This is a genomic window from Microbacterium aurantiacum (assembly GCF_031625015.1).
Classification (GTDB): Bacteria; Actinomycetota; Actinomycetes; order Actinomycetales; family Microbacteriaceae; genus Microbacterium; species Microbacterium aurantiacum.
The window spans coordinates 61,751-87,809 of record NZ_JAHWXH010000002.1; the positions used below are offsets into that span (position 1 = coordinate 61,751).

Sequence of the window (26,059 nt, forward strand, 5' to 3'; positions counted from 1 at the left end):
GCCGAAACAGCTGTTGTCGGCGCGCTTCGTGCGCGTGTCATCCCGCGTTCTCGACGGCGCGCGGTCGCTGATCGGCCGATCTCCCGGTGGAGGTCGACCCTGATGCTCAGGCGGTGGTGGCGCCGGGGACGGGGATGCGTCCGGTGCGGATGATGCGGTCGAGGAGGGCGTCGAAGTCGGCCGCGAGCTCTTGAGCGGAGTCGCCGGGCCAGATGTGCAACGGCTTCGCCGCGCCCTGAGCCTGCTGGAGCGAGGTGCGCTCGGGCAGCTGGGGCGTCAGCACGAGCGGGCCGAACATGTCGCGGAGCTCCTTGATGCGGAACTGATGCTCGATCGACTGGGGGCGCACGCGGTTGACGACGATCCCGAGCGGCTGCAGGCGCGGGGAGAGGCCGCGGCGGATCTCTTCGATCGCCCGCAGCGCACGGTCGGCGGCGGCGACGGAGAACAGGCCGGGCTCGGTGACGACGACGACCCGATCGGATGCCGCCCATGCGGTGCGGGTGAGCGCGTTGAGCGACGGGGCGCAGTCGATGAGGACGAGGTCGTACTCGTTCTCGATCGTCGCGAGCGCCTCCTCGAGCTTCCACACGTCGCGGACGGAGGGGTGCGGACCGTCGAAGTTGATCGCGGACGGACTGCCGATCATCACGTCGATCGTGCCCGGGTGCACCTTGGCCCAGCCACTGGAGGTGATCGCCTGCTTGACGACCTTGTCCTTCGGATTCGCCAGGACGTCGGCGACGTTCAGACGCCCCGCCACCTGGATGTCCATGCCCGTCGACACGTCGGACTGCGGGTCGAGGTCGACGACGAGCGTCCGGACTCCCCGCGCGAATGCGGCGGAAGCGAGTCCCAGCGTCACGGTCGTCTTACCCACCCCGCCTTTGAGCGAGCTGACGGAAAGTACGTGCACAAGGCCCTACGTTACCGTCCCCTAGGCTGAGAGCACACTCAGCCCGTCCGCACCTCACCGCTCGGAGGTCGAATGTTCCGCAAGATCCTGGTGGCCAATCGTGGAGAGATCGCGATCCGCGCCTTCCGCGCGGCATTCGAGTTGGGAGCCCGCACGGTCGCGGTGTTCCCGTACGAGGACCGCAACTCCCTCCACCGGCTGAAGGCCGACGAGGCGTACCGGATCGGCGAGGAGGGGCACCCCGTCCGCGCCTACCTCGACGTCGACGAGATCATCCGCGTCGCCCTCGAATCCGGCGCGGACGCGGTCTACCCGGGCTACGGCTTCCTCTCCGAGAACCCCGAGCTGGCCGAGAAGGCCGCCGCGCACGGGATCGCGTTCATCGGGCCGCCGGCATCCGTTCTCGAGATGGCGGGCAACAAGGTCACGGCCAAGGCGCATGCCGTCGCTGCCGGCGTTCCCGTGCTCCGCTCGACCGAGGCCTCCGACGACGTCGACGTCCTGCTCGGCCAGGCCGAGGACATCGGCTTCCCGATCTTCGTCAAGGCGGTCGCCGGCGGCGGCGGTCGGGGCATGCGCCGCGTGGAGACCGCGGGGGAGCTCGCGCCGGCTCTCGCCGAGGCGATGCGCGAGGCGGGGAGCGCCTTCGGCGACGCCCGGGTGTTCCTCGAGCAGGCCGTGCAGCGGCCCCGCCACATCGAGGTCCAGATCCTCGCCGACACGGCGGGGGAGACGGTCCACCTGTTCGAGCGGGACTGCTCGCTGCAGCGCCGGCACCAGAAGGTCATCGAGATCGCGCCGGCTCCGAACCTCGACCCGGGCGTCCGCGACGCGCTACACGCCTACGCCGTGGCGTTCGCCCGTTCCATCGGGTATCAGAACGCCGGGACCGTGGAGTTCCTCCTCGAGACCGCGGGCCCCCGCGCGGGGGAGGTCGTCTTCATCGAGATGAACCCCCGGATCCAGGTCGAGCACACCGTCACCGAAGAGGTCACCGACGTCGACCTCGTCCAGTCCCAGATGCGCATCGCCGCGGGGCAGTCCCTCCAGGACCTCGGGCTCACGCAGGATCGCATCCACCTGCGGGGGGCGGCGCTGCAGTGCCGCATCACGACGGAGGATCCGTCCCAGGGGTTCCGACCCGACACGGGCAAGATCACCACCTACCGTTCGCCGGGCGGTGCCGGCATCCGCCTGGATGGCGGTACGACCGCCGCCGGCGCGCAGATCAGCCCCCATTTCGACTCGATGCTCGCCAAGCTCACCTGCCGCGGGCGCGACTTCGGTGCCGCGGTGGTCCGCGCCCGGCGCGCCCTGGCGGAGTTCCGCATCCGCGGGGTGTCCACGAACATCCCGTTCCTGCAGGCGGTCCTCGACGACGCGTCCTTCATCGCCGGCGATGTCAGCACCGCGTTCATCGACGAACGGCCGCACCTCGTCCGCGGCCGCGAATCCAAGGACCGCGGTACGAAGATCCTGAACTGGCTCGTCGACACCACGGTCAACAAGCCGCACGGCGACAACCCGCTCACGGTGGACCCGCGCCTGAAGCTCCCCGCCCTCGACCTGACGGCTCCGGCGCCCGAGGGATCGCGTCAGCGTCTTCTCGCACTCGGACCCGAAGGCTTCGCGCGCGACCTGCGGGCGCAGACCGCCCTCGCCGTCACCGAGACGACATTCCGCGACGCGCACCAGTCCCTCCTCGCCACGCGCGTGCGGACGAAGGACCTCGTCACCGTCGCGCCCTACGTGGCGCGACTGACCCCGCAGCTCCTCAGCGTCGAGGCGTGGGGAGGCGCGACCTACGACGTCGCGCTTCGATTCCTGGGCGAAGACCCGTGGGAGCGGCTCGACCGCCTGCGGCAGGCCTTGCCGAACGTCGCGATCCAGATGCTGCTGCGTGGCCGGAACACCGTCGGATACACCCCGTACCCGACGGAGGTCACCGATGCGTTCGTCGCCGAGGCGGCTGCGAGCGGCATCGACATCTTCCGGGTGTTCGACGCGCTCAACGACGTCGCTCAGATGCGTCCGGCGATCGACGCCGTGCGCGCGACGGGAACCGCCGTCGCCGAGGTGGCCCTGTGCTACACCGGCGATCTGCTGAACCCGGCGGAGGACCTGTACACGCTGGACTACTACCTCCGGCTCGCGGAGCAGATCGTCGAGGCGGGCGCGCACATCCTCGCGATCAAGGACATGGCGGGTCTGCTGCGGCCGGCTGCCGCGAGCCGCCTGGTGTCGGCGCTGCGCGAGCGCTTCGACGTCCCCGTCCACGTGCACACGCACGACACCGCGGGCGGTCAGCTCGCGACGCTCCTCGCCGCCAGCGCCGCCGGAGCGGATGCGGTCGACGCAGCCGCCGCACCGATGTCGGGCACGACCAGTCAGCCGTCGCTTTCGGCGCTGGTGGCTGCCCTCGCCCACACCGAGCGCGACACGGGGCTCGATCTCGACGCGGTCGGCGACCTCGAGCCCTACTGGGAGGCCGTGCGGCACCTCTACGCGCCGTTCGAGTCCGGGCTGCCCGGACCGACCGGTCGGGTCTACCACCACGAGATCCCGGGTGGGCAGCTGTCCAACCTGCGCCAGCAGGCGATCGCGCTCGGCCTGTCCGAGGACTTCGAGCTCATCGAGGACATGTACGCCGCGGCGAACCGCATCCTCGGCCGCGTGCCGAAGGTCACCCCATCGTCCAAGGTCGTCGGCGACCTCGCGTTGCACCTCGCCGCGGTCAAGGCCGATCCGGCCGACTTCGAAGCGAACCCGGGTGCGTACGACATCCCCGATTCCGTGATCGGCTTCATGGCCGGCGAACTCGGCGACCTCCCGGGCGGCTGGCCGGAGCCTTTCCGCAGCAAGGTGCTCGCGGGCCGCGACGTCCGTATCGCGATCACCCCGCTGACGGATGCCGAGGCCGAGGCGCTGACCGAGGACCGCGCCACGCGCCGGCAGACGCTCAATCGCCTGCTCTTCCCCGGGCCCACCCGCGCCTTCGCGCAGGTGCGCGAGGTGTTCGGCGACGTGAGCGTCCTCGACACCGCGGACTACCTGTACGGGCTTGCGCCGGGCACCGAGCACGTCGTGGAGATCGAGCGCGGCGTGCAGCTGTTCGTCGGGCTCGAAGCCATCGGCGAGGCTGACGACAAGGGCATGCGGACCGTCATGACCACCCTGAACGGTCAGCTGCGACCGGTGTTCGTCCGCGACCGGAGCATCCAGGTCGAGGCGCGGCAGGCGGAGAAGGCGGACACGACGCGACCCGGTCAGATCGCCGCACCGTTCTCCGGCGTCGTGACGCTCAAGACCGGTGTCGGTGAGCGCGTGAGCGCCGGCGACGCGGTCGCGTCGATCGAGGCGATGAAGATGGAGGCGGCGATCACCGCCCCCGTCGACGGGGTGGTGGAGCGGCTCGCGATCGGGCCGACCGCGCAGGTCGAGGCCGGAGACCTTTTGGTCGTCATCCGCCCCGCCCAGTAGCCTGGAGCGCGGCGAGATCGCCGCCCCCTTGCTTTTTGGAGACACCCGCAGTGACGCCCGACCATCCCGACCAGCCCGCCGACGACGCCGAGAACGGCATCCTCGCCGACACGGGCAGCATCGACTCCGCACCCCTCGGGCTGCTCGGAACCCCGACGGCGCACGTCCCCGTGCAGCTTCCGAGCGAACCCGAGGAGGATGACCTCGACGAAGACGAGGTCATCAGCGGTGAGGTGCCTTTCGTGGTCGAGATCCCGGCTGACACGGCCGAGGCGGAGATCGTGGACGACGCCCACGACACTGCCCCCGCGCTCGACGCGCCCGTGGAGGACCGCCCCGACACCGAGCCCGCCGCAGACTCCGTCGGTGAGGATGTCGAATCCTCGCCGGTGATCGAAGACGGGGGGAGCGACGTCGCCCTCTCCCGCCACGACGACGAGGACATCCACGACGCGGAGATCGTCCAGACCGGTTCCGTCGCCGCAGCTCCGGTGACGGCATCCGTGCCGGTGCGGCCCTCCGACGCCCCCGTCACGGGGGCGCAGCCGGTGGTCCCGGCTCCCGCGCCCTCGACGACGCCCGCGCCGGCGATGACGCGGGCGGAGGCGCACGCCGCCGCGGCCCACGACAAGCCTCGTCGTCGATCCGAGGTGGCGTTGACGTCGAAGCGGCTCGGTGAGTTCGAGCCGGACCGGGAGACCGCCGACCTCCTCACCGCCGACCGGCTGCTCGATCCGAGCCGCACCACGCGTCCCGAGCCGGACGGCGTGTGGCAGCACCTGATCTATTCGCTCTCCGGTCGTCGCATCAATCTCGGCGACGGCAAGCGTGCGCGGGCGCGCAAGGAGCTCGACCGCCGCATCTCCGCACCTCTGGCCGGCGGTGCGCGGTTCGTCCCCGTGCTCTCGCGCAAGGGCGGGGTCGGCAAGACGACCATCACCACCCTTCTCGGCATGGCGCTCGCGGACGCGCGCGACGACCGGATCATCGCCGTCGACGCGAACCCCGACCGTGGAACGCTCGCGGAGCGGATCTCGCGCACGAGCAACCGCACGGTCCGCGACCTGGTGCGCTCCCGCGCCGACGTCTCCGGGTACAACAACCTGTCGGCGATCGTCGCGCGCGACGAGACCCGCCTCGACGTCCTCGCGTCGGACACCGACCCGCACGTCTCGGAAGCCTTCAGCGACACCGACTACCGGCAGGTGGCCGAACTCGCCGCCCACTACTATTCGGTGGTCCTCACGGACACCGGAACCGGCATCGTCCACTCGGTCATGGGGGCGACCCTCGACCTCGCCGATCAGGTGGTCATCGTCGCAGGACTCAGTGTGGATGAAGCGCGCCTGGCGTCGGAGACCCTCACGTGGCTCGAGACCAACGGGTACGCGGAGCGCGTGCGTTCCGCCGTCGTGGTGCTGAACAACTCCCGTCCCGGGCGCCCGGTCGTCCAGCTCGAAGAGTTGGAAGCCCACTTCCGCTCGCGTGTGCGCAGTGTCGTGCGGATGCCGTACGACCCGCTCATCGCGGCCGGGAGCGCGATCACCTTCCGCGATCTTCAGCCCGAGACGCGGCAGGCGGCGCGCGAGATGGCGGCGACCGTGGTCGAGGGACTCCGCTCCCTGGCGTCGGCGGCCTGAGCATGGCCGTACGACCCATCCGCGTCTTCGGCGACCCGGTGCTGCGTGCCGTGTGCGCGTCGATCGACACGATCGACGACGGGGTGCGCGCGCTCGTCCAGGATCTTCTGGACACCGTCGCCGTCCCCGGCCGCGCCGGCGTCGCCGCACCGCAGATCGGTGTCGGCGTCCGCGCCTTCAGCTACAACATCGACGGCGACATCGGCTACGTGCTCAACCCTGTTCTGGTCGAGGTGGCGGGGGAGCCCTCCCGCATCGGCGAGGGCTGCCTGTCGGTGCCGGGTCTCTGGCACGACGCCCTGCGGTACCCGCGGGCGAAGGTGGTCGGCATCGACCTGAACGGCGACGAGGTCGTCCTGGAGGGGGAGGGCCTCATGGCGCAGGCGCTCCAGCACGAGACCGATCACCTCGACGGGACGCTGTATCTGCAGCGCCTTGCGCCGGAGGACCGACGCCAGGCGATGAAGCAGATCCGGGAGTCTGAGTGGTTCTGACCCTGCGGGTCAGAACCACTCAGACTCCCGGCTACGTCTGCTTCTCGGCGATCCTCAGCTGATCGACGTGGACGTCGTGTTGACGGGAACCGTGTAGAGCTCTTCGATCTGCGCCGCGAAGTCGTCCATGATGACGTTCCGCTTGATGCTCATCTTCGGCGTGAGATGCCCGCTCGCCTCGGTCCACTCGGTGGGGAGGATGACGAACTTCCGGATCGACTCGGCGCGCGAGACGCTCTTGTTGGCGACGTCGATCGCCCGCTGTACCTCGGCGCGGACGGCGTCGTTCTTCGCGGCATCCTCCAGCGACATGTCTGAGGGGAGGCCGTTGTTTCCGAGCCAGGTCGGGAGCATCTCCGGGTCGAGGGTGATGAGGGCGGAGATGAACGGCTTCTGATCACCCACGACGACCACCTGACCGACGATCGGGTTGGCGCGGATGGGATCCTCGAGCCCGGCGGGGGCGACGTTCTTGCCTCCGGCGGTGACGATGATCTCCTTCTTGCGCCCGGTGATCTTGAGGAAGCCCTCCTGGTCGAACTCACCCAGGTCGCCCGTCCGGAACCATTCACCGTCGAACGCCGCAGCGGTCGCCTCGGGATTGCGCCAGTACTCCTTGAACACGTTGATGCCGCGGACCTCGACCTCGCCGTCGTCCGCGATCCGGACACCGACGCCGGGCAGTACGGGGCCGACGGTGCCGATCTTCGACTTCGTCACGAGGTTCACCGTGGCCGGCGCGGTCGTCTCGGTGAGGCCGTATCCCTCGAGGATCACGACTCCCAGGCTGTGGAAGAAGTGCCCCAGACGCGGCCCGAGCGGCGCCGATCCCGACACGGCGTGGCGGACACGGCCGCCCATCGCCGTGCGCAGCTTGCTGTACACGAGCTTGTCGAACAGTGCGAACTTCAGCCGCATGCCGAGGGGGATGCGCGCGCCCTCCTGAAGCAGGCGAGAGTGCTCGATCGCGGTGTGCGCCGCGGCCCGGAAGATCTTCCCCTTGCCGCCGGCCTCGGCCTTCTGCTCGGCGGAGTTGTAGACCTTCTCGAAGACGCGCGGGACGGCGAGGAGGTAAGTGGGCTTGAAGGAGCCGAGGGCCGGCAGTAGCTGCTTGGTATCGGGCTGGTGTCCGGTCTTCACGCCCGCGTGGACGTTGAGGATCGAGATGAACCGGGCGAACACGTGCGCCGTGGTGATGAAGAGCAGCGTGGACGCGTCCGGCTCGGCGACGACCTCCTGCAGGGCCTTCCCGGAGTTGCGGGCGAGCTCGACGAAGTTGCTGTGGGTGAGGACGCAGCCCTTCGGGCGCCCGGTCGACCCGGACGTGTAGATGAGCGTGGCGATGTCGGAGCCGACGGCGATCTTCCGCCGACGTTCGATCTCGGCATCCGTCACGGCCGCACCCTGAGCGACGAGGGCGTCCAGGTCGCCCGCGTGCATCTCCCACACGGAGGTCACGAGGGGAACGTCCGAACGGACCTCGGCGAGCCGCGCGGAGTGGTCCGCGGACTCGGTGATGCAGGCCACGGCGCCGGAGTCGCTGAGGATCCATCCGATCTGTGCCGCAGAGCTGGTCTCGTAGATGGGGACCATGACCGCGCCGGCGAAGAACAGTGCGAAGTCGACCAGCGTCCAGTCGTACGTGGTGCGGGCGATGAAGCCGACCTTGTCGCCGGGCTGGATTCCCGCGGCGGCGAATCCCTTCGCGAGGGCGATCACCTGCGCGTGGAACTGCGCGGCGCTGATGTCGCGCCAGCCGTCTCCGTCGGGCACGGCGAACAGTGCACGCTGCGGGGTCTGGCTCACGCGGTCGACCAGCAGGTCGCTCACGTTCGCGGTGGGATCGGCGGGGACGATCGCGGGGACGTCGAATTGTGCCACGGCAGCTCCTTCGGTACCGGTACGGAATCTCGGGTTCGTTCGTACTGAGTCTAATCAGAGCATGAGCCGGGCACACCGACGCCCGCTCGCGCGTGAGCGGGGACCGGCATGCCGCGGGGGCGATCTCGACGCGCCACTAGACTTCAAGGCGCCGTCGCGCGCGCGTCGGCGGAGAGGAACGCGGTGCTCAAGGTCGGAATCGACATAGGCGGCACGAAGATCGCCGGCGGTGTGGTGGATGCTGAGGGGCGGATCGTGGAGAAGCTGCGCGTCGACACGCCCAAGGACACCGGTGCGCTCGCGCGGGCGGTCATCGACATGGCCGCCCACTTCCGGGCCGCACACGAGATCTCCGCGGTCGGTGTCGCCGCCGCCGGTTTCATCGACCGCGACCGCGCCGTCGTCATCCACGCCCCGAACATCGCCTGGCACAACGAGCCGCTCAAGGCGACCCTCGAGCAGGGCATCGGTCTGCCCGTCACCATCGAGAACGACGCCAACGCCGCGGGGTGGGCCGAGTTCCGGTTCGGGGCGGGACGCGACGTCGACCACATGGTGATGCTCACGATGGGCACCGGCGTCGGTGGAGCGGTCGTCCTCGACGGCGCGCTCTTCCGCGGCGGACACGGAATCGGCGGCGAACTCGGCCACACGCGGTTCGCCCGGGACGGACGCGCCTGCGGCTGCGGTCAGAACGGATGCCTCGAACAGTACGCATCCGGGCGCGCGCTCCAGCGGGAGGCGAATGCGATCGCCGACGGCGGCGGCATCGGAGAAGCCCTCGCCCAGCTCCGGGAGGAGAACGGCGTGATCAGCGGGCCGGCGGTCTCGCGTCTGGTCCTCGCGGGTGATGCGGGTGCGATCGAAGCACTGCGCCGGGTCGCCACGGCCCTCGGGGAGGCGTGCGGCGGCTTCCAGGCGGTCCTCGACCCCGAGCTCTTCGTCATCGGGGGTGGCGTCGCCCAGCTGGGGGATGATCTGCTGGAGCCCGTGCGCATCGCCTACGAGACCTCGCTGCCGGGCTACGGGGATCGCCCGGTGGCGCGCTTCGCCATCGCCCAGCTCGTCAACGACGCCGGCGTCATCGGCGTCGCCGACCTCGCGGGGGAGCAGGTCTAGTCCGATGTTCTATTGGCTGATGAAGTACGTGGTGATCGGGCCGATCGTGAAGGCGATCTTCCGACCCTGGATCGTCGGCCGCCGGAATGTCCCCGCCGAAGGCGGCGCGATCCTCGCCAGCAACCATCTCTCCTTCGTCGACTCGGTCTTCCTGCCGCTGATGATCGACAGGCCGGTGGCGTTCCTCGCCAAGAGCGACTACTTCACCGGCAAGGGGCTGAAGGGCTGGGCCACCCGGGTCTTCTTCAAGGCGACCGGTCAGCTTCCGATCGACAGGTCCGGCGGCAAGGCGTCGGAGGCGTCCCTGAACACCGGTCTCCAGGTGCTCGGGAGAGGGGAGCTCCTCGGGATCTACCCGGAGGGCACCCGCAGCCCCGACGGCAAGCTCTACCGCGGCCGCACCGGCATCGCCCGGATGGCGCTCGAAGCGCGCGTCCCCGTCGTCCCCGTCGTGATGGTCGACACCGACACCATGATGCCGATCGGCACCCGCATCCCGCGCGTCGCCCGGGTCGGGGTGGTCATCGGCGAGCCGCTGGACTTCTCTCGCTTCGAGGGGATGGAGGGGGACCGCTACATCCTCCGTTCGATCACCGACGAGATCATGGTCGCGCTGCAGCGGCTCGGTGAGCAGGAGTACGAAGACGTCTACGCGTCGACCGTGAAAGACCGCCTCGTCACCCGCCCCCGCCGCCGCTGAAACGTGCATCTGCCCGCGCGTCGGCGCGGATAGACTGAGCGGATGCTCCAGCAGCTCGATCCCCTCGACCACTGGCGGACCCTGCCCATCAAGCAGCAGCCGTCGTGGCCCGACCCCGAGGCGGTCGCCGCGGTGTCCGCAGAACTGGCGACCCTCCCGCCGCTCGTCTTCGCCGGTGAAGTCGACAACCTTCGCGATCGGCTCGCGCGCGTGGCCTCAGGTCGCGCCTTCCTGCTCCAGGGCGGCGACTGCGCTGAGACGTTCGCCGGCGCGACGGCCGAGAAGATCCGCAACCGCATCAAGACCGTGCTCCAGATGGCCGTCGTGCTCACCTACGGCGCGTCGATGCCGGTCGTGAAGATGGGGCGCATGGCAGGGCAGTTCGCCAAGCCCCGCTCGAGCGATTCCGAAACGCGCGGCGATGTCACCCTGCCGGCCTACCGCGGTGACATCGTCAACGGGTACGACTTCACCGAGAACTCCCGTCAGGCCGACCCCGCCCGCCTGCTCAAGGGCTACCACACCGCGGCATCGACGCTGAACCTCATCCGCGCCTTCACCCAGGGCGGGTTCGCCGACCTCCGCGAGGTGCACTCGTGGAACAAGGGATTCGCGGAGAACCCGGCGAACCAGCGCTACGAGCGTCTCGCCACCGAGATCGACCGCGCCATCAAGTTCATGGAGGCGGCCGGAGCGAACTTCGACGAGCTCCGCGGGGTGGAGTTCTACACCGGCCATGAGGGTCTCCTCATGGATTACGAGCGCCCCATGACGCGCATCGATTCGCGCACCAGCACGCCGTACAACACCTCGGCCCACTTCCTGTGGGTGGGGGAGCGCACGCGCGAGCTCGACGGCGCGCACATCGACTACTTCTCCCGCATCCGCAACCCCATCGGCGTCAAGCTCGGACCGGCGACGTCACCAGACGTCGCTCTTCAGCTGATCGACAAGCTCGACCCGGAGCGCGAGCCCGGTCGTCTGACATTCATCACGCGCATGGGGGCCGGCAAGATCCGCGACGCGCTCCCGCCGCTGCTGGAAGCGGTCAAGGATGCCGGGGCCACGCCGGTCTGGGTCACCGACCCGATGCACGGCAACGGCATCACCACGCCCACCGGCTACAAGACGCGTCGCTTCGACGATGTGGTGGACGAGGTCCGTGGGTTCTTCGAGGCTCACCGCTCCGTCGGGACCTACCCCGGCGGCATCCACGTGGAGCTCACGGGCGACGACGTGACGGAGTGCCTCGGCGGCTCGGAGATGATCGACGAGGCCACCCTCGCCACACGCTACGAGTCGCTGTGCGACCCGCGTCTGAACCACATGCAGTCGCTGGAGCTCGCGTTCCTCGTCGCCGAGGAGCTCGAGAAGCGCTGATCGGCCGCGACGGCGTCGACCCGGATCGTCGGGGTCGGCGCCGTCAGCCGCTGACGGAGATCTCGATGTACACGCGCGTCCCCCGCAACAGCAGGGAGCCCGCGGCGGGGTTCGAGCTCGACACCCGCGTGATCGCGTCGGGGAACGGCGCCCACAGTGCCGAGTAGTCGACCTGGAAGCCGGCGTCCTCGAGGGCTCCGATCGCCTGATCGCGGGTCTGTCCGACCACGTCGGGGACCTCGAACAGGGGGGGACCGGTGGAGATGATCAGGGAGATGGAGTCTCCAGGACGCCACCACCCGCCTCCTTCGCGATCGGTCGTTCCGACCACGAGCCCCGCTGCGATGTCCTCGCTGGACTGCTCGAGTGCACCCTCGGCCACCTCGAGCCCCGATGAGGTCAGGGTGGCGCGTGCATCCTCAGCGCTCATGCCACGCACGTTGGGGAGCGTTCCGAGCGAAACCCACAGCGTGGCGGCGTCGCCCTGGGTAGCGGTGCATCCGTCGCCGCACGGCACCTCTTCACCGCCCGCGCTCGGCCGGATCACGACGCCGACGACGCTGTCGCGTGCGGCGTCGGTGTAGAACCCGGACTCGCCGTCCGCGGTGATGTCCTGCTGGGCGAGGGCCTCGATGGCCTCGGTCTTGGACGTGCCGACGAGAGCGGGCACCTGCACCTGCGCGGGGCCGAGCGAGACGATGACCTCCACCGCGGCATCCTGCTCGAGGCGTGTTCCCGCTTCGGGATCTGTCCCGATCGCCTGGCCTGCGGGGACGTCGAGGCTGTGCTCACCTCGTTCCCGGGCCACCAGGCCTTCGTCGGCGAGTCGCTCGCTCGCCGTCTCGAAAGTGAGTCCGGCCACGTCGGGGACGGCGACCAGGCTTCCGGGGCCGGAACCGAACCACCACCCGGCGCCGGCGGCCGCCGTCGCGAGCAGGACGATGAGGAGGAAGACCCACCCGCCCACCGCACGCCGGCGCCGCGAGGCGCGACGCAGGCGCGCGGCGTTGTCGTTCCCCTCGGACGCGGCTGCCGGTGCGGTGCCGGTCGTGGCGGGAAGCACGGCGGTGAGGTCGCCCGAGGCGATTCCGTCGCCACGGGTCGCCGAGATCGGGCCGGTCCGGGTGACGACGGGGGTGATGTCGAGGTGGCGCTCGATCTCGCGCAGACGGTCGAGCATCTCCTTCGCATCCGCCGGTCGGTCATCGGGGACCTTCTCGGTCGCCCACAGAACGAGCTCGTCGAGCGGTTCCGGCACGGCCGGGTTCTTCACACTGGGCCGGGGAACCGAGTCCGTCGCGTGCTGGAAGGCGATCTGCATCGGCTGCTCGCCCTTGTAGGGCTGCTCGCCGACGAGCATCTCGTAGAGCATGATGCCGAGGGCGTAGATGTCACTGCGCGCATCCGCGGTCCCGCGCGTGACCAGCTCCGGGGCGAGGTAGGCGATGGTTCCGAGCAGTTGCGCCCCGGTCGCGGTGTTGGCCGTGGTCGCGCGCGCGAGGCCGAAGTCGCCGATCTTGATGCGACCGTCCTCGGCGAGCAGGACGTTCTCCGGCTTGACGTCGCGGTGGATGATGCCGGCCCGGTGCGCGGCCGCCAGGCCCGAGAGGATGGCGTCCATGATGGTCACCGCCTGAGGAACGGTCAGGCGTCGCTGGTCCCGGAGCAGGTCGCGCAGGGTGATCCCGGGCAGGTACTCCATGACGAGGTAGGCCATCTCGCCGTCCTGGCCCTGATCGAAGACGTTCACCACATGGGGGTCCGCCAGGCGGGCGGCGGAGCGGGCCTCCTGGATGAACCTGCTCTGGAACACGCTGTCGTCGCTCAGGTGGCCGTGCATCACCTTCAACGCCACGCGCCGTTCCAGCCGCAGGTCGGTCGCGACGTAGACCGTCGCCATGCCGCCACGGGCGATACGAGCACGCACCCGATACCGGCCGTCGACGAGACGGCCGATCAGCGGGTCGGTCTGCTGACTCGTGCTCACGCTCAGAGTCTACGGACGCCGAGCCGTGAGTCCGCGGAGCGGCTCACCCCAGCGCGGCCAGCCATTCGTACGCCGCGTGCTCCCAGGCTCCGTAGCGGTCGGGGTACGCAGAGATCTGCACGGCCTGGGCCGCATCGGCGAACGACATCTGCTCCCACCCGGGGATATCGAGCAGACCGCGCGTCGCGGGGCCGTTCGGGTCGGCCGGGCCGCCGTAGAAGACGCGGATCGCGTGATCGGGCGTCCGGAGCTGAGCTTCCGTGCCCCAGCCGGTGCTCGGCCTCTGCTGGAAGAGCCCGAGGGAGTCGCGGTCGCCCCAGTCGAGGTTCCGGATCCACGATTCCTGCATCGCCGCGCCCAGGGCGATCGCTATGCCGCGGTCGGGAACCCCCAGTTCGCGTCCCACCGCGATGATGTGACGGGCGTGGGTGGACTGCTCGTCGTCCAACGGCACCGACAGCCCGACCGGGGCGGGCGTCGTCGCGGCCGCGGGCGTCGCCGCCAGCGGGAGCGCCAGTGTCTGACCCGGATAGATGATGGACGACCACTGGAGCCCGTTCGCCGCCAGGATGCTCTCCACGCTCACGCCGTGTCGCCCGGCGATCCCGCTGATGGTGTCGCCCGCGACGACGGTGTGCGACGCGGCGGCGGGGGTGGGGGTCGGCGCGGCGGCGGCGCGCACGACGAGCTCCTGCCCCGGGTGGATCACGGACTCCCACGCGAGACCGTTGAGCGCGAGGACGTCTTCGGTGCGTACGCCGAATCGGGAGGCGATGCCGCTGACGGTGTCGCCGGCGACGACCGTGTGGCGGGTCGCGGCACCCGTCTCGGCGCTGCCGATCACCGAAACCGCGGCCCGGGGGGCCTCGACGGGACTCGCCGTGCTCTTCGGGTCGGCGTGCGTTCGGAGGGTGTCCGCGTGTGACGGGGGAGCTGCGGAGAGGGCGACGGCGAGCGAACCGACGACGGCGAGGGGGAGGGCGGGGCCGCGGGTGGGAGCGGTGAGATGACGCATGGGGTCTCCTTCGTCGAGGGCACACGATGCGTGTCGCGCGCGGGCGTCCGGCTTTCCCATGTTAAAGGTGTGGCGAATGAGGTTCATGAGGGCTGTGTGAGAGTTGGGTATCAGCGGTCGATTGCGGCAGTGAGATAGTTGACGGGTGACTGCCGATGCTTCCCCTCTCGCCACCGAGTGGCTGACGCTCCCTGATCTCGTCGAGGTCCTCGACGAACCGCTGGGTCGGGTGCGGCGCCTGCTCGACGATCACCACCTCGTCGGAACGCGACGCGACGGATCCCTGAAAGTCCCCGCGCTCTTCGTCATGGACGGTGCACCGCTCCCGTCCCTCCGGGGCACGGTCATCGCCCTGCACGACGCGGGTTTCAGCGACGATGAGGCGATCGATTGGCTGCTCGCGGACGAGGACTCCATCGGCATGGCGCCGATCGAGGCGCTCCGCGCCGGCCGCAAGAGCGAGGTGCGCCGCGTGGCGCGAGCTCTGGCCTGACCGTCTTCTCCATCCGATCAGGCTCATCCCGTCGGGTCAGGTGACCCGGACGGTCGCCGCCCGTGCCAGCTCGCGCAGGTCTCCGACGGCCGCGTTGTCCAGGCGTGCGCCGGACAGCGCGCGCTCCGCCTGTCGGGCGTAGTCGGCGATCAGCTGCTCCACGCGCTCCAGAGCGCCGGCGTCGATGATCGTCTGCTGAAGGGAGGCGATCTGGGTGTCCTCGAGGGAGGGGTCGCCCAGGAGATCGTCCACGACGCGCCGCGCGGGAAGGGGTAGAGCCTCGCGCGCATAAGCGATCAGGACGGTGCGCTTCCCCTCGCGCAGGTCGTCGCCGGACGGCTTCCCGGTCTCCTTCTCATCGCCGAAGACGCCGAGGACGTCGTCTCGGAGCTGGAAGGCCATGCCGAGCGGGTGCCCGAATGCCGCCAGCGCGGCGGACTGTGCTTGGTCGGCTCCTGCGATCGCCGCGCCGATGAGGAGGGGTTGCTGGATGCTGTAGCGGGCGGACTTGAGCGACGCGACGCGCAGTGCGCGTTCGGCGTGGCGCTCGTCCGGTTCGGTGCGGAAGGCTGACTCCTCCGCGACGTCCAGGAACTGGCCGATCGTGACTTCGCTCCGCATCTTGGCGTACTCGGCCCGGGCGGCGCGGGCGCGCGACGCGTCCACCGACCCGACGGCCTCTTCGAGAAGGTCATCGCTCCACGCGACGAGCAGGTCGCCGAGGAGGATCGCCCCGGAACGACCGAACGCCTCCGCGTCGCCCTGCCACTGCGCTGCGCGGTGCGCGGCCTCCAGCGCCCGGTGGGCGGAAGGGTGCCCTCGACGGGTGTCGGAGTTGTCGACGACGTCGTCGTGGACGAGGGCTGCGGCGTGGAAGACCTCGAGGGACGCGGCGACGCCGATCAGGGCGTCGGGGAAGTCCTCGACGGGTGAGCGCAGCGCCTCCACGGCACGCCATCCCGCGACGCAGAACCTGCCGCGCAGGCGCTTGCCGCCCGCCAGAGCGGCGCCGGCTGCGTCGGTCAGAAGGCGCGCTTCGGGGCCGAACTCGGCCGTCGTCGCGCGCTGGAGACCCAGGAATGTGTCCAGACGCTGGGAAATGGCTTCGATCGGAGCGCGAGAGGGTGACACGGGCCTAGCCTAGTGATCTACGGGCCACGTAGAATCGACGAACCACAGCCTTTAGAGGGGGACGCATGCCACTCTCCGAACAGGAGCAGCGCCTGCTCGATGAGATGGAACGCCATCTCATGCGGAACGACGCCGATGTCGTCAGTGCGCCTCGCGACGGACGCACGCTCAGTTACCGGAACATCGTCTACGGCACGATCCTCGTGCTGCTGGGCCTCGGCGGACTCATCGTCGGCGTCTCGCAGCAGCTGATCGTGGTGGGCGTGATCGGGTTCGTCGTCATGCTGGGCGGCGTGATCTTCGCGGTCACTCCGGGCAAGGCATCCGGCAAGGCTCCGGCCGAGCCCGACGTGTCTCGAGCCCGGGCGCCGAAGCAGAGTTCGGCTTCCTTCATGGATCGCATGAACGACCGTTGGGACAAGCGTCAAGAAGGACGCTGACCCTCCTCTCTCCAACAAAAAGAGCACCGACCTTCGGGTCGGTGCTCTTTTTCGTGCGCCGTGGGGGAGGAGGGTGGATCCGGGGTGCGAATGGGTATCGAAGTGGAGGAAAGTGGAGTAAAGTGGCGTGAAACTTCGGGGCCGGACGAAGGGGGTGGGATGAGCCGATGCTGCTGGGCACGCACACTCCCAAACTCGACGACAAGGGTCGCGTCATCCTTCCGGCGAAGTTCCGCGACGACCTCGGAGACGGCGTCGTGGTGACCCGCGGGCAGGACCGCTGCCTCTATGTCTTCTCCACGGCCGAGTTCGAGCGTGTCCACGAACGCATCCGCGAGGCCCCTCTCGCGAACAAGCAGGCGCGGGACTTCCTGCGCATGTTCCTCTCCGGCGCCAGCGCGGAGAAGCCGGACGGGCAGAACCGCATCACGATCCCCGTGCCCCTCCGCGCGTACGCGGGTCTCGGAAAGGACCTCGTCGTGACGGGTGTCGGTGCGCACGCGGAGATCTGGGACGCCGAGGCCTGGAACGCCTACGCCGAAGCGAACGAAGAGACGTTCGCCGAGCTGGAGCAGGAGGTGATCCCGGGACTCTTCTGAGCCCTCGACCGTGACTCCCAGCCGCTTCGCCCTGACGCACTTCCCCGGCGCCAGGTCAGAGCGGATGGGGATCAGGGCCGAGGAACGGAACCCCCTCATCATGAACCTCCGCGACATCCACACCCCCGTTCTCCTCGAGCGATGCGTCGAGCTCCTCGGCCCCGCCCTCGAGTCCGACGACGCGCTCCTCGTGGACGCCACCCTGGGCATGGGCGGACACGCCGAAGCCTTCCTCGACCGTTTTCCGTGCGCCCGTCTGATCGGACTCGACCGGGACCGCGACGCCCTGCGGATCGCGGGCGAGCGGCTGTCGCGCTTCGGCGACCGGGTACACCTGGTGCACACGGTGTACGACGGCATCGCGGACGCGGTGGCGTCCGTGGGCCTCGGCGCGCCGACGGCGATCCTCTTCGACCTCGGCGTCTCCTCCCTCCAGCTCGACGTCGCCGACCGCGGCTTCGCCTACTCCCGTGATGCACCGTTGGACATGCGGATGGACCAGAGCGACGGGATCACCGCCGCCGAGGTGGTCGCCACCTACGGCGAGGGGGATCTTCGCCGCATCTTCGAGCGGTACGGGGAGGAGAAGCTCGCCGGACGGTATGCGCGGGCGATCATCGCCGCGCGGAACGAGGAGCCCATCGAACGGTCCGGTCGACTCGTGGACATCCTCGTCGCCGCGACCCCGCACGCCGTCCAGCGGGCCGGGCATCCCGCCAAGCGCGTCTTCCAGGCGCTGCGGATCGAGGTCAACCGCGAGCTCGCCGTCCTCGAGCATGCGATTCCCGCCGCGCTGGAGATCCTGCCCGTCGACGGCCGGATCGTCGTGCTGTCGTACCAGTCCCTCGAGGACCGCCTCGTCAAGCGCGAGTTCGCGGCGGTCTCGGCGTCCACCGCCCCGCGTGGCCTGCCCGTCGAGCTGCCCGAGCACGCGCCGCGCTTCCGGCTGCTCTCCAAGGGCGCAGAACTCGCGACCGAGGAGGAGCGGGCGGTCAACCCCCGCGCGACTCCCGTGCGCCTGCGCGCCGCCGTCAGAATCCGGGAGGACGCATGAGTGCCGCCGCTCAGCCGTGGGGGTCGGCGCTTCCTCACCGCGCCCCCGACGCACGACCGGACGGCATCCGTCCGCTCCGCGTCGTGGACGCGCCCGCGCGTCGCCGTCGCCCGCGGCGTGCGTTCGGCGTCATCGCCGTCGTCGGCGCCTTCGTGATCGCCGGGGCGCAGATGGCCTTGTCGATCCTCACGACCCAGGGCGCGTACGAAGTGGCCGCCCTCACTCAGCAGCAGCGTGATCTGACCTACCAGTCGCAGATCCTCTACGACGAGGTCGCGGGCCTGTCCTCGCCCCAGTACCTCGCGGCCAATGCGTCGGCACTCGGCATGGTGATCGGCGACGCGCCCAGCTACCTCCGGCTCAGCGACGGCGCCTTCCTCGGGGCGGGGGAGATGGCGGGCGGCTCGGCCTCGATCGATGCCGCCACGCGGGGAAGCGTGCCCAACGCCCTGATCACGGGAACCCCGCTCGTCACCGATCCGGACGCGACGATCGCCGGGGCCCCTGTGCTGGACGCGGTCATGGGTGCCGACGGCACGGTCTCCGACACGCCGCCGCCGATCACCGACGGGTTGCCCACACCGAGCACACACTGATCCCACCGGCCCGCCACGACGATGCGAGAGACATGACCACCCGCACCACCCGCAGCCCGCGCAGGCGCACCGTCGTCGCGCTCGCCGTGGTCCTCGCGGTGCTCGCGGGCTTCATCGTGCGTCTGGTCGACATCCAGATCGTCAACGCCGACGAGCACGTCGCTGATTCGATCGAGAACGCCCTCGGCGGCTCGCAGACGCTCTACGGCGCGCGCGGCGAGATCGTCGACGAGCAGGGAGACACCCTCGCCGGCAGCATCCTCCTCTACGACTGCCAGCTCGACCCGCTGCTCATCACTCAGATCGACACCCAGATCCTCGACGGCACCTCCTCCCGGCGCCCGTGGATCGAGGTCTCCGACGATGTCGCGGAGATCACCGGGCAGGATGTCGCGGCGGTACGGGCCATCGTCGCCGACGCGCTGGCGGAGAATCCCGACTCGCGCTTCGCCTACCTCGAGCGCCGCGTGACCACCGAGCAGTACCGGGCGCTCGCCGATCTGGCGATGCCGTACATCGTGTGCGTGCCCCACCCGGCCCGCGCCTACCCGGACGGGGCGGTGGCGGGCAACCTCATCGGATTCGTGGGATCCGACGGTACGGCTCTCGAGGGCTACGAGCTTTCCGCGAACTCCTGCCTGGCGCCTACCGAGGGGTCGCGCACCTTCCAGCGGGGCAAGGACGGGGTCTTGATCCCGGGCACCGAGAAGGTGCAGGCCGCCGAGGACGGCGGTACCCTCGCACTCACCATCGACCGCGACCTGCAGTGGTATCTCCAGCAGCTCATCGGCGAACAGGTGCAGGACATGGGGGCGCAGCGCGGCGGCATCCTCGTCGTGGAGACGAAGACCGGAAAGATCCGCGCGGCGGCGGAGTACCCGAGCGTCGATCCCAACGACCCGCTCGCGAGCGAGCTCGACGATCGAGGCAACTGGATCTTCCGCGGCACGTTCGAGCCGGGGTCGACCTTCAAAGCCCTCACCGCCGCCACGGTCGTGGACGCCGGGGGGCAGAACACCGAGTCGACGGTCGTCGCGTCGAGCCAGGAGACCTTCGCCAACGGGGCCCGGGTGCGCGACGCCTTCGCCCACCCCGCCTACGCCTACACCCTCACCGGCGTCCTCATCGACTCGTCCAACGCGGGCATCTCGAAGTTCAGCGAGAAGGTCGACGCGCAGACGCGGTACGACTACTTCCAGAGGTTCGGCATCGGGGAAGGCAGCGCCGTCTCGTTCTACGGCGAGGAGCAGGGTGTGCTGCGCCCGTCCGACCAGTGGGACAACCAGACGCTCTACAACACCTCGTTCGGACAGGGGCTCACCACGACGATGCCCGAGCTCGCCGGGGCGTACGCGGCGATCGCCAACGACGGCGTGCGGATGCCGCTCTCGCTCGTCGAGTCGTGCACCGCCGCCGACGGCACGGTCACCACGCCCGACCTGCCCGAGCCGGAGCGGGTCATCAGCGAGGATTCCGCGTCGCAGGTGCGGGCGATGCTCGAGAACGTCTTCCTGCAGGCGTCCTACTCGCCGCAGGTGGCGATCCCCGGTTACCGTGTCGCCGGCAAGACCGGAACGGGTGAGAAGGTCGACCCCGTGACCGGCGGCTACAAGTCCGGCGTCTACTACACCTCGATGGTGGGATTCGCCCCCGCCGAGGACCCCGAGTACCTCGTCGTGGTCACCCTCGACGAGCCGACGAAGGTAACATCGTCTGCGGCCAACGCGACGGCGTTCCAGAAGGCCATGACCCAGGTCCTCAAGACCTATCGCGTCATGCCCTCCACGACGTCGCCCGAGGTTCTGCCGAAGTTCGGATGAGCACTCCGACCCGGCCGGAGAACACATGATCCCTCTCACCATCGCCCAGATCGCCCGCGCCACGGCCGGCGACCCACTCCTTTCCGGTGACGACACGCTCGACACCGTCGTGTCGGGGACGGTCGACACCGACTCCCGCCTCATCCGCCCGGGCGACGTCTTCGTCGCCAAGCCGGGGGAGACCACCGACGGGCATCGGTTCGTGGCGACGGCGGCCGAGGCCGGCGCGGCGCTCGCCCTGGTCGAACGTCCCGTGGATGCTCCGCTGACGCAGATCGTCGTCGCGGATGCCGTGACCGCGCTGGCCGATCTCGCCCGCGCCGTCGTGGCCGACGTCCGGGAGCGCGGTGATCTGCGCATCGTCGGGATCACCGGCTCGAACGGCAAGACGACGACGAAGAACCTCCTCGCCCGGATCCTCGAGGGCGAAGGAGAGACCGTGTCGCCCCGGGCCTCGTTCAACAACGAGGTGGGGGCGCCGCTGACGATGCTCCGCGTCGGTGCCGACACCCGGTATCTCGTGAGCGAGTTCGGCGCGAGCGCGCCGGGGGAGATCGCCCGCCTCGCGGGTCTCGTCCACCCCGACGTCGGCATCGTGCTCATGGTGGGGATGGCGCACGCCGGCGGGTTCGGCGGCATCGAGGCCACGTTCCACGCCAAGTCCGAACTCGTCCGCGCGGTCCGGGCCGGCGGGCTCGCCGTCCTCAACGCGGACGACGCCCGCGTCGCGGCGATGGCACCCATCGCCGCGGAGGGCGAGGTGAACGTGCGGTGGTTCGGCCGCGGCGCCGACGCCGACGTCCGCGCCGAAGCCGTCGAGGTCACCGCGTCCGGCACCCACTGCACGGTGGTGGCGGACGGCGTCTCGGCGCCCCTGCACCTGCGCGTCCTCGGCGAGCATCACGTGATGAACGCCCTCGCCGCGATCGCCGCGGCAACGGCCCTCGGAGTGAGTCTCACCGACGCCGTGGCGCGCGTGGAGACACTGGAGCTCGCCGAGCGCTGGCGCATGCAGCCCCTCGGGTCCGAGCGGGTGCGCATCATCAACGACGCCTACAACGCCAGCCCCGACTCCATGGCCGCCGCGCTGCGGACCCTCGCGCAGATCACCCGCCCCGGCGAGCGCACGGTCGCCGTCCTCGGGGCGATGAGCGAGCTGGGTGAGTACGCGGAGGACGAGCACGACCGGATCGGGCTCCTGGCGGTCCGCCTCGGCATCCAGCGCATCGTCATCGTCGGGCCCGAGGCGCGGCGCATGTACCTCGAAGCGATCGCGCAGGGGTCCTGGGACGGCGAGGCGGTCTTCTTCGCCACGGCGGACGAGGCGTACGACTACCTGCTCGGCGAGCTGCGCGACGGGGATCGCGTGCTGGTGAAGTCCTCCAACTCGGTGGGGCTGCGGTTCCTCGGCGACCGTCTGGGAGAATCCTTCTCGTGAGATCCCTTCTGACCGCGGCGGCGATCTCGCTGGCATTCACCCTCTTCCTCACCCCCGTCTTCCTGAGGCTCTTCCGACGGTGGGGCTGGGGACAGGTGATCCGGACCCCCGAGAACCTGCACAACCCCAGCCACGGGGAGAAGCGCGGAACGCCCACCATGGGCGGCACGATCTTCATCGTCGGCACGATCGTCGGCTACCTCGTCGGCGGCTACACCGGGAACAACCCGCCCACGATCTCCGGTCTCCTCGTCCTCTGGCTCATGCTCGGCTTCGGCACCGTGGGCTTCATCGACGACTACATGAAGGTGCGGCAGCAGCGGAGCCTGGGCCTCTCGGGCTGGCGGAAGATCGTCGGCCAGATCCTCGTGCTCGTGCCGTTCGCGATCGTGGCGCTGAACTTCCCCAACCAGTGGGGTCAGACGCCGGCATCCCCGTACATCTCGGTCTTCCGCGACGTACCCGTGCTGTCCTTCATGGTCCTCGGACCCATCCTCGGCTGGCTGCTGTATCTCGCCTGGATCTCCTTCATCGGCACGGCGTTCTCAAACTCCGTGAACGTCAGCGACGGCCTGGACGGCCTCGCCGCGGGCGCGGGCATATTCGTCGCGGGCGCCTACAGCCTCATCGCCTTCTGGCAGTTCAACCAGGCCTGCTGGGGCGGTGAGGCGCTCTCCGCGACCGCGCAGCCCGCGTGCTACGCCGTGCGGGATCCCTTCGATCTCGCGATCGTCTCCGCCGCGTTCGTCGGTGCGCTCGTCGGGTTCCTCTGGTGGAACGCGCCCAAGGCGAAGGTCTTCATGGGCGACGTGGGCTCGATGGCGATCGGCGGCGTCCTCGCCGCCATGGCGATCCTCACCCGCACCGAACTCCTCGCGGTCCTCGTCGCCGGCGTCTACGTCATCGCCTCCGGTTCGGTGATCCTTCAGCGCGCGTACTTCAAGGTGACCCGTGGAAAACGCCTCTTCCTCATGAGTCCCCTCCACCACCATCTCGAGATGCGCGGCTGGCCCGAGATCACGATCGTCGTGCGGATGTGGATCATCGCCGGGCTCCTCGCCGTCTCCGGTGTCGGCTTCTTCTACGTCGAATGGCTGACCCGCACGTGAGCGCCGAGCGTCTGCAGGGGCTGACCAGCTGGTACGCGGACTGGACGGGTCTGCGCGTCGCCGTCCTCGGCCTCTCGGTCACCGGCTTCTCCGTCGCCGACACCCTCGCCGAACTCGGCGCCGAGGTGCTGGTCGTCAGCGAGGGCGCTGACGAGCAGTACGCGCGCCTCCTTCCGGTCATCGGCGTCGGGGCATGGACCGGACCGCTCGACGAGGTTCCGGACGATCTCGTGGCGTTCGCCCCCGACGTCGTCGTCGCCTCGCCGGGATTCGCGCCGAACCACCCGCTCGTGCGGTGGGCGGAGGACGCGGGGATCCCGCTCTGGGGAGACATCGAGCTGGCGTGGCGCGTACGCGACAAGGTCGTCCGTCCGGACGGACGTCCGGCGGACTGGGTGCTCATCACCGGCACCAACGGGAAGACGACGACCACGCGGCTCACGGCCACGATGCTCGTGGCGGGCGGCCTGCGCGCCGCTCCGGTCGGCAACATCGGGACGCCCGTCCTCGACGCGATCCGCGATCCCGGGGGCTTCGACGTCCTGGTCGTGGAGCTGTCGAGCCACCAGCTGTGGTACCTCGGCCGCCAGGACTCGCCCGAGCCGGTCTCGCCGCACGCCGCGGTGTGCCTGAACCTCGCCGCCGATCACCTGGAGTGGCACGGTTCCTTCGACGCGTACCGCGACGCCAAAGCCCATGTCTACGACCGGACCCGCGTCGCGTGCGTCTACAACAAGGCCGATGCCGCCACCCGCGCCATGGTGGAGGACGCCGAGGTCGTCGAGGGTGCGCGCGCCATCGGTTTCGACCTGGGCGTCCCCGGCCCGAGCGACCTCGGCGTCGTCGACGGCATCCTGGTCGACCGCGCGTTCCTCGAGGAGCGGCGGACGAGCGCGCTCGAGCTCACCACGGTCGCCGAGCTCGACGAGGCGGGGCTGGCGGCTCCGCACATCGTCAGGAACATCCTGGCCGCGGCGGCCCTGGCGCGATCGCTCGACGTCGAACCCGCCGCCATCCGCGACGCCCTCCGCTCCTTCCGTCTGGATCCTCACCGCATCGAGATCGTCGCGCGGCATGCCGGGATCACCTGGGTCGACGACTCGAAAGCGACGAATCCTCACGCGGCGGCGTCTTCGCTCGCCGCCTACCCGGGAGCGGTCTGGATCGTGGGGGGACTCCTCAAGGGGGTCGACATCTCCGAGCTGGTAGCCGCACGCGCGTCGTCGATCACGGCGGCGGTCGTCATCGGCGAAGACCGTTCCGCCGTGGTCGACGCGTTCACGCGACACGCGCCGGGGGTGCCCCTGTTCGAGGCGGTCGCCGCTCAGACTGAAGACGTCATGGCGAGGGCTGTCGAACTGGCCGCCGGGATCGCGCGTGACGGCGACGTGGTCCTCCTCGCGCCGGCCGCGGCATCCTTCGACCAGTTCTCCTCCTATGCAGACCGCGGGCGCAGATTCGCCGCCGCGGTGCACGATCGGATCCGGACGGGAGCGCAGGGTGAGCACGACGCATCCCCGGAATCTCCCGACCTCGGCCCCTGAGCCCGAGCGTCGCGGACTCTCCGCCCGGGTCAGCCTCGGCCGCGTGTTCGCGCCCGTGCCGAGCGAGTTCCTCCTCATCGCCTCCACGGCGTTGCTGCTGACCCTGTTCGGGCTCGTGATGGTGCTGTCGGCGACCTCGGCGACGACGACGGCGGCGGGGGTCGCGCCGTGGGATGCCGCGGTCAAACAGCTCGTCTTCGCGGCGCTCGGCATCCCGCTGATGTTCATCGCCAGCCGGCTGCCGCTGGCGTTCCTCAAGCGCATGGCGTGGCCGGCGCTCATCGGCGCGACGGTGCTCCAGCTCCTCGTGTTCACACCCCTCGGCGTCTCGAACGACGGAAACCGCAACTGGATCAACATCGCCGGCCTCCAGGCGCAGCCGTCGGAGTTCCTCAAGCTCGCCCTCGCCCTGTGGGTGGGCTATGTGCTCTATCGCAAGCAGACGCTCATGGCGCTGTGGCGTCACGTCTACATCCCGCTCGTGCCGGTGGCGGTGCTCGTGATCGCCACCGTTCTCGCCGGTCATGATCTCGGCACGGCGATGATCCTCGCCCTCCTCGTCCTCGGAGCCCTGTTCTTCTCCGGGGTGCGACTGCGGATCTTCGTCCTTCCCGCGCTCGGCGCCGCGGCGGCGGTGGCTTACCTCGCCGTCGCGAGCCCCGACCGCATGCGGCGCTTCATGAGCTTCCTCAACACCGATTGCCTCTCGGATTACCTCAACGACTGCTACCAGCCGCTGCACGGCATGTGGGCGCTGGCCGGCGGCGGAGTCTTCGGGCTCGGGCTGGGGAACTCGCGGGAGAAGTACGACTGGCTCCCCGCGGCGGCGAACGACTACATCTTCGCCATCGTCGGCGAAGAGCTCGGCCTGATCGGCTGCGCGGTCGTGCTCGGTCTCTTCGCCCTCTATGCGGTCGGTGCGTTCCACATCATCCGCAAGACCGACGACCCGTTCGTGCGGATCGTCTCGGGGGCGATCACGGTGTGGATCGTCGGCCAGGCGCTCATCAACATCGGCGTCGTGCTCCGTGTCTTCCCCGTCCTCGGCGTCCCGTTGCCCTTCATGTCGCAGGGGGGGACGTCTCTCATGTCGGTGCTGCTCGCGAGCGGCGTGCTGCTGGCCTTCTCCCGAACGCTGCCGGACGTCGCACGGCGACGCGAAGCGGCGATCGCCGCGGCACGTCGCCCCCGGGCGCGCTGACCTCACAGCGTCCCGCCGGTAG

General features: G+C 69.9%; 21 protein-coding genes. 16 read left to right on the plus strand and 5 right to left on the minus strand.

Going from position 1 to position 26,059, the window contains the following annotated elements; genetic code table 11:
- Positions 1 to 106 precede the first annotated feature (106 nt).
- The gene (locus tag KZC50_RS09950; RefSeq protein ID WP_053547254.1) at positions 107 to 916 is read right to left on the minus strand and encodes a ParA family protein; all 810 of its coding nucleotides are present in this window, start codon (positions 914 to 916) and stop codon (positions 107 to 109) included.
- 72 nt (positions 917 to 988) lie between these two features.
- On the opposite strand from KZC50_RS09950, the gene KZC50_RS09955 reads away from it, so the two are divergent.
- The 3 genes from KZC50_RS09955 to KZC50_RS09965 are packed head-to-tail and all read left to right on the plus strand — an operon-like array spanning position 989 to position 6,530.
- The gene (locus KZC50_RS09955; protein WP_310891593.1) at positions 989 to 4,396 is read left to right on the plus strand and encodes a pyruvate carboxylase; all 3,408 of its coding nucleotides are present in this window, start codon (positions 989 to 991) and stop codon (positions 4,394 to 4,396) included.
- Positions 4,397 to 4,446: 50 nt separating this feature from the next.
- Positions 4,447 to 6,036 (plus strand): MinD/ParA family ATP-binding protein, encoded by a 1,590-nt coding sequence (locus KZC50_RS09960; protein ID WP_310891594.1) that lies wholly within the window; start codon positions 4,447 to 4,449, stop codon positions 6,034 to 6,036.
- A gap of 2 nt (positions 6,037 to 6,038) precedes the next feature.
- The gene (locus KZC50_RS09965; protein WP_053547257.1) at positions 6,039 to 6,530 is read left to right on the plus strand and encodes a peptide deformylase; all 492 of its coding nucleotides are present in this window, start codon (positions 6,039 to 6,041) and stop codon (positions 6,528 to 6,530) included.
- Between the two features lie 54 nt (positions 6,531 to 6,584).
- Here the strand turns inward: KZC50_RS09965 and KZC50_RS09970 are convergent, their stop codons facing one another.
- Complete coding sequence (locus tag KZC50_RS09970) at positions 6,585 to 8,411, minus strand: AMP-dependent synthetase/ligase (RefSeq protein WP_310891595.1); 1,827 nt, start codon at positions 8,409 to 8,411, stop codon at positions 6,585 to 6,587.
- Positions 8,412 to 8,594: 183 nt separating this feature from the next.
- On the opposite strand from KZC50_RS09970, the gene KZC50_RS09975 reads away from it, so the two are divergent.
- From KZC50_RS09975 to KZC50_RS09985, 3 genes are read left to right on the plus strand one after another with little or no spacing between them, the layout of a single operon-like run.
- The gene (locus KZC50_RS09975; RefSeq protein WP_310891596.1) at positions 8,595 to 9,530 is read left to right on the plus strand and encodes an ROK family protein; all 936 of its coding nucleotides are present in this window, start codon (positions 8,595 to 8,597) and stop codon (positions 9,528 to 9,530) included.
- A gap of 4 nt (positions 9,531 to 9,534) precedes the next feature.
- Positions 9,535 to 10,230 carry a lysophospholipid acyltransferase family protein gene (locus tag KZC50_RS09980; RefSeq protein ID WP_236968548.1) on the plus strand — a complete coding sequence of 232 codons (696 nt, stop codon included), beginning with the start codon at positions 9,535 to 9,537 and terminating at the stop codon, positions 10,228 to 10,230.
- Between the two features lie 42 nt (positions 10,231 to 10,272).
- Positions 10,273 to 11,610, plus strand: coding sequence for a class II 3-deoxy-7-phosphoheptulonate synthase (locus KZC50_RS09985; RefSeq protein WP_053547261.1), 1,338 nt, complete (start codon positions 10,273 to 10,275; stop codon positions 11,608 to 11,610).
- A gap of 43 nt (positions 11,611 to 11,653) precedes the next feature.
- On the opposite strand, the gene pknB is transcribed toward KZC50_RS09985, so the two are convergent.
- Positions 11,654 to 13,597 (minus strand): Stk1 family PASTA domain-containing Ser/Thr kinase, encoded by a 1,944-nt coding sequence (pknB, locus tag KZC50_RS09990; RefSeq protein ID WP_310891597.1) that lies wholly within the window; start codon positions 13,595 to 13,597, stop codon positions 11,654 to 11,656.
- 43 nt (positions 13,598 to 13,640) lie between these two features.
- The gene (locus KZC50_RS09995; protein WP_310891598.1) at positions 13,641 to 14,612 is read right to left on the minus strand and encodes a LysM peptidoglycan-binding domain-containing protein; all 972 of its coding nucleotides are present in this window, start codon (positions 14,610 to 14,612) and stop codon (positions 13,641 to 13,643) included.
- Between the two features lie 145 nt (positions 14,613 to 14,757).
- On the opposite strand from KZC50_RS09995, the gene KZC50_RS10000 reads away from it, so the two are divergent.
- Positions 14,758 to 15,105: an Rv2175c family DNA-binding protein gene (locus KZC50_RS10000; RefSeq protein WP_310891599.1), complete on the plus strand. Its 348-nt coding sequence runs from the start codon at positions 14,758 to 14,760 to the stop codon at positions 15,103 to 15,105.
- Between the two features lie 36 nt (positions 15,106 to 15,141).
- Here the strand turns inward: KZC50_RS10000 and KZC50_RS10005 are convergent, their stop codons facing one another.
- Entirely contained in the window at positions 15,142 to 16,236 is a 1,095-nt protein-coding gene (locus tag KZC50_RS10005; RefSeq protein ID WP_310891600.1) for a polyprenyl synthetase family protein, read from the minus strand.
- Between the two features lie 65 nt (positions 16,237 to 16,301).
- On the opposite strand from KZC50_RS10005, the gene KZC50_RS10010 reads away from it, so the two are divergent.
- From KZC50_RS10010 to ftsW, 9 genes are all read left to right on the plus strand, one after another.
- On the plus strand, positions 16,302 to 16,676 hold the full coding sequence (locus KZC50_RS10010) for an SCO2097 family morphological protein (RefSeq protein ID WP_053547266.1): 375 nt from the start codon (positions 16,302 to 16,304) through the stop codon (positions 16,674 to 16,676).
- A 167-nt stretch (positions 16,677 to 16,843) separates the two neighbouring features.
- Positions 16,844 to 17,275, plus strand: a complete 432-nt coding sequence (gene mraZ / locus KZC50_RS10015; RefSeq protein WP_053547267.1) for a division/cell wall cluster transcriptional repressor MraZ — start codon at positions 16,844 to 16,846, stop codon at positions 17,273 to 17,275.
- A 100-nt stretch (positions 17,276 to 17,375) separates the two neighbouring features.
- Positions 17,376 to 18,329, plus strand: coding sequence for a 16S rRNA (cytosine(1402)-N(4))-methyltransferase RsmH (gene rsmH, locus KZC50_RS10020; protein ID WP_310891601.1), 954 nt, complete (start codon positions 17,376 to 17,378; stop codon positions 18,327 to 18,329).
- Positions 18,326 to 18,925 carry a cell division protein FtsL gene (gene ftsL / locus KZC50_RS10025; protein ID WP_053547269.1) on the plus strand — a complete coding sequence of 200 codons (600 nt, stop codon included), beginning with the start codon at positions 18,326 to 18,328 and terminating at the stop codon, positions 18,923 to 18,925. The genes rsmH and ftsL overlap by 4 nt, the downstream gene beginning before the upstream one ends.
- 32 nt (positions 18,926 to 18,957) lie before the next feature.
- Positions 18,958 to 20,745 (plus strand): peptidoglycan D,D-transpeptidase FtsI family protein, encoded by a 1,788-nt coding sequence (locus KZC50_RS10030; RefSeq protein WP_310891602.1) that lies wholly within the window; start codon positions 18,958 to 18,960, stop codon positions 20,743 to 20,745.
- Positions 20,746 to 20,770: 25 nt separating this feature from the next.
- Positions 20,771 to 22,183: a UDP-N-acetylmuramoyl-tripeptide--D-alanyl-D-alanine ligase gene (locus KZC50_RS10035; protein ID WP_053547271.1), complete on the plus strand. Its 1,413-nt coding sequence runs from the start codon at positions 20,771 to 20,773 to the stop codon at positions 22,181 to 22,183.
- Complete coding sequence (gene mraY, locus KZC50_RS10040) at positions 22,180 to 23,292, plus strand: phospho-N-acetylmuramoyl-pentapeptide-transferase (protein ID WP_053547272.1); 1,113 nt, start codon at positions 22,180 to 22,182, stop codon at positions 23,290 to 23,292. Before KZC50_RS10035 ends, mraY begins: the two co-directional genes overlap by 4 nt.
- Positions 23,274 to 24,836, plus strand: a complete 1,563-nt coding sequence (gene murD / locus KZC50_RS10045; RefSeq protein ID WP_310891603.1) for a UDP-N-acetylmuramoyl-L-alanine--D-glutamate ligase — start codon at positions 23,274 to 23,276, stop codon at positions 24,834 to 24,836. Before mraY ends, murD begins: the two co-directional genes overlap by 19 nt.
- A complete protein-coding gene (ftsW, locus tag KZC50_RS10050) occupies positions 24,793 to 26,037 on the plus strand; it encodes a putative lipid II flippase FtsW (protein ID WP_310891604.1) in 1,245 nt (414 codons plus the stop codon). The genes murD and ftsW overlap by 44 nt, the downstream gene beginning before the upstream one ends.
- The last annotated feature ends 22 nt before the right edge of the window (positions 26,038 to 26,059 follow it).